Origin of the sequence: Chitinivorax tropicus, assembly GCF_014202905.1 — a bacterium.
In the GTDB taxonomy this organism is placed as follows: domain Bacteria; phylum Pseudomonadota; class Gammaproteobacteria; order Burkholderiales; family SCOH01; genus Chitinivorax; species Chitinivorax tropicus.
On sequence record NZ_JACHHY010000054.1, the window covers coordinates 1 to 3647 of the forward strand.

The window sequence follows — 3647 nt, forward strand, 5'->3', positions numbered from 1 at the left end:
AGCAGGGTCGTCGGCACGGATGGCGGGTTCGCCTTCAGCGGCGTGTTGCTGGAGGGTGTGGAGTTGATATCGCCAAATAGCTCCTTCTGCCAGACCTGTTTGTACAGGCTGTTGACCTGTGACTGAGTCTCGGTCATGTCCATGCGCGGATCAATGGTTTCAGTCAGCTGATCGCGCTTGTCATAGCGGCTGATCCGATAGATCACATCATTGAGCTGGGCGAGGTCGGTTTCGCTGGCGACGGTGTCCAGGTTCTGCCCGATCGAGCTCAGCTCGCGGGTCACATTGCCGTTCTGGTCGTATTGGTAGAGCTTGGTCACGCCGCCTTGGCTATTGCTCTTCCAGATCTTGCCCTGCCGGTTGTAGGCGATGCGTTCCTGCCACTCGCCGTCCCCCAGGGCTTTGCCGCTGATCTCTCCGAAGCTGTTGTACTGCACCCGCCGTACTTCACCCGTGCCCACGTCCCGTTGCCGGATCACCCGGCCCAGTTGGTCGTTCTGGTATTCGGTGATCAGTTGGCTGCGGTTGCCGTCGGCGTCTTGTACATCGACCAGGGTCTTGCGGCTGGTGTGGCCCAGGGCATCATGTTCATAGCGCTCGGTGGCGCGGTCGGTGGCTTGCAGTTCGACCAGTCGGTCGCCGATGTAGCGATAGGTGGCAACCCGGTCAGCCTGGTTGAGCCCGCGCTGGATGAGTTGCTGGATGTGGCCCAGTCCGTCGTAGCGGGTGTCGGTCTGGGGGCGCAGGAATTGGCTGCCGGATTGGTAACCAGGCGCCAGGCGGCGGGTTTCACGGCCCCAGTTGTCCAGGGTCAGGTCGGTGGTTTCCCACACCTCGCCTTGGTTGCTGGTGGAGGCGAGTTGGCTGATCTGGGTGACGTTGCCCAGGCCGTCGTATGTGTAACGGGTGATGGCGTCGGCCTGGGCACCCCGGCCACTGCCCGGGGTCAGGGTGCTGGTACCGGTGTTGGTGTCCACGATCCGGTCGAATTCCACGCCACGGATGCGTACTTCCTTGACCCGCCCTTGGCGATCCAGGGTGGTGACGGTGACCCGGTCGTTGATCGGGTCGGCGATCCGGTTGGCCAGGATCTCGGCAGCGGTCTTGCCCGCCACCGGGCCGGGGTGTTTCCGGGCGTGGCGGGTTTCCAGCCGCCGCAGGTTGTCCGGGTCGCTGGGGGTTTCGCGGTAATGGTGGTCCCAGCTGGTCAGGTAGCCTTCCCGGTCTACTGACAGGATCTTGCGACCCAGGCTGTCATACCAGTGGTAGGTGCTGTTGCCCCGGGCATCGCGTTCTTCGATCACATTGCCACTGGCGTCGTAGACCAGGTGGGTTTCCAGATTCTGCGCACGGGTTTCCCCGGCTTTGCTCGGGTCGCTGGTGTCATGGATCAGCTGGTTGTCCACGATGGTGTCGGTGCGGCGCCCCAGTGTGTCATAGCGGTAACGCTCGGCCCGGTCGCTGGCGCGGACGGTGGGTTGCGGGATCGCGGTGGTGGCGTCACGCGGCCCGACGGTGACGGTGCTGTCATGGCGCAGTTGGTAGATCGGCTGTCCGCTGAGGTTGTATTCCCAGCTGGTCATGGCGCCCATCGGGTCGACTTGGGCCAGTTTGTTGCCGATGGCGTCATACCAGCACACGGTGCGTGCGCCGCCCGTGACCTGGTCATTCTGCCAGTGGCCCTGCTTGATCTGTTCGATCACCCGGCCCGCTGCGTCATAACGGGTGACGTCGACCGGGGTGACCGTGCCGCGCTGGCCGCTGCCCGCATCGAAGGTGGCGAATGCTTCGCGGATCTGGTGCGTCTGCCGGCCCACTTTGTCATAGCGGTAGTCGGTGATACGTTGTTCCGGCAGGCCGTGGGCCTCGATGCTGCGGGTGCGGTTGCCCAGGCTGTCGTACTGGTAGCGGTTGATGACATCGACGGATTGCCCAGCGCTATTCTGCGCCCGGGCGGCCTGGGTTTCTTCGGTCAGGCGACCCAGGCGGTCGTATTGGTAGCGGGTGATGCCGCCCGCACGGTTAACCGATTGGCTGGCTTGGCCGAAGGCATCCCGCGCATGTTGGCCTTGGTTGTCCAGTGCGCCATCGTAGCGGCCTTCAGCATCCAGGGTGCCCAGTCTGCGTCCCAGCCGGTCCCACTCGGTCTGTTGGCGGTCGTCGAAGGCGGCGTTGGCCCGCAGCCAGGCCCGATCCGCCGGGGGCGGCTCATTGCCATTGAGAATCTGCACCCCCCGGCTCAGTTCGCCCTGCGCCCGCTGGTCGTAGCGGATTTGTTCGATCACGTCGTCAAAGGCGTTGTAGCGGGTCTCGCTCACCTGCCGCTCGGCATCGATGCTGAAGCGGCGGCGGCCATTGGCATCATAGTGATGCCAGGTGACAAAGCCCCGGGCATCGGTCAACTTGGCCTCTTCGCCAAAGGCGGTGTAGCTGACTTGGCTGGTCTGACCCAGCGCATCGATGGTGGCGATGCGCCGGTTGTTCTGGTCATAGCGGTATTGGGTGGTGTACAGCTTGAGCAGGTCGGCTTGGTCCGATGGCCGCAACTGGGCCGCCTCGATGGGTTTCCCCCTTTGCTGACGCTCGGCCTTGGCCCATTGCGCATCACTGGTGAGCAAGGCCACGCCGATCGGGTCGATCATGGCCGTACGGTTGCCAAAGGCGTCGTACTCATAGCGGACGGTCGAGGCGGCGGCGGTGCCATCGCCCCGGGTCTCGGCCAGCAGCAGGTCTCGGTTGTCATATTGGTAGCGGGTGGCGCTGGCATCAGCACGCCCCTCGCCGACAATGACGCGCTGCTTGCGACCAAAGGCATCGTATTCGGTGCGGGTGACGATGCCCTCACCATCGATCACCTGGGTGACCCGGCCCGCCTGGTCATATCCGGTACGGATGCTGACATTGCCCGGCCAGCCCGCCTGCAGCTTGCCTTGTACGCTGGCCTCGTCCAGATTGCCCAGGCCGATGCTGATCCGCTCTTGATAACGGATACGCTCGATCTCCCGGCCAAAGGCGTCGTAACGGGTTTCGCTGACATAGCCTTCCGCATCGATTTCATAGCGTGGCTTGCCCATGGCGTCGAACACGGTGTATTGGCTGCGGTCATTGGCCGCATCGGCCACGATGGCCTGGGCGAGGCTGTCCAGGGTCAGGGTCGCCGGGCGGCTGATCGGCTTGGCATGCCGGGTCAGCCCAATCAGACGACCCAGATTGTCATAGTGATTGACAGTGACATAGCCCAGCGCATCAATCTGATAACGGCCACGGTTGGCTGAGTCGTAGACAGTGAAACGGCTGCGATCCTGACCCGCATCGGCCTTCAGCAATGCCCGCAGGCTGGCTTCATCCGTCCAGCCGTTGGCCACCGGTTGGGCATAGTCGGTGACCTGCACCACATTCCCCACCGCATCATAGACCCGCTCGCTGACATAGCCCAGCGCATCCACGCTGTAACGCAACCGGTTGGCAGTGTCATACAGGCTGCGGCTGCTGCGGTCTTGTGCATCAGCCTGCAACAAGGCCTTCAGGCTGCTTTCATCTGTCCAAGTGCCCACCACCGGCTTGGCATACCGGATCTGCTGGAGAATATTGCCGAAACTGTCGTAACGGTTTTCGGTAACCGTGTTGTCTGATGCAATCTGGAAACG

Annotated in this window: 1 pseudogene; it reads right to left on the reverse strand. The window is 63.1% G+C overall.

What is annotated here, in order from left to right:
* A pseudogene (locus HNQ59_RS19050) lies at positions 1-3647 on the reverse strand (RHS repeat protein); the annotation flags it as partial.